Here is a 705-nt window from a genome sequence, read left to right as displayed (position 1 = left end):
AAAGCGGGCGCGGCCGTGGCGATCGCCGACCTGAACCAGGACGGCGCAAACGCGGTTGCCGACGAGATCGTCAAGGCAGGCGGCAAGGCGATCGGCGTCGCGATGGACGTGACCAACGAGGAAGCGGTCAACAGCGGCATCGACAAGGTGGCCGACACGTTCGGCTCGGTCGACATCCTCGTGTCGAACGCGGGCATCCAGATCGTCAACCCGATCGAGAACTACGCGTTCTCCGACTGGAAGAAGATGCAGGCGATCCACGTCGACGGCGCGTTCCTGACGACCAAGGCCGCGCTCAAGCACATGTACAAGGACGATCGCGGCGGCGTCGTGATCTACATGGGTTCGGTGCACTCGCACGAAGCGTCGCCGCTGAAGTCGGCGTACGTGACGGCCAAGCACGGGCTGCTCGGTCTCGCGCGCGTGCTGGCGAAGGAAGGTGCGAAGCACAACGTGCGCTCGCACGTCGTATGTCCGGGCTTCGTGCGCACGCCGCTGGTCGACAAGCAGATTCCGGAGCAGGCGAAGGAGCTCGGCATCAGCGAAGAGGAAGTGGTGAAGAAGGTGATGCTCGGCAACACGGTCGACGGCGTGTTCACGACGGTGCAGGACGTCGCGCAGACGGTGCTGTTCCTGTCGGCGTTCCCGAGCGCCGCGCTCACGGGCCAGTCGTTCGTCGTCAGCCACGGCTGGTTCATGCAGTAA

1 protein-coding gene is annotated in these 705 nt (G+C 64.7%); it reads left to right on the top strand.

Going from position 1 to position 705, the window contains the following annotated elements; all coding sequences use genetic code 11:
* On the top strand, positions 1–705 hold a 705-nt coding region (locus DIE16_RS36310), incomplete at its 5' end, for a 3-hydroxybutyrate dehydrogenase (protein WP_148091663.1).

Source organism: Burkholderia sp. Bp9090 (assembly GCF_003857985.1).
Taxonomy (GTDB): domain Bacteria; phylum Pseudomonadota; class Gammaproteobacteria; order Burkholderiales; family Burkholderiaceae; genus Burkholderia.
The sequence above is the reverse complement of the archived record's forward strand: the minus strand, read 5'-3'. Positions and strand labels throughout refer to the sequence as shown.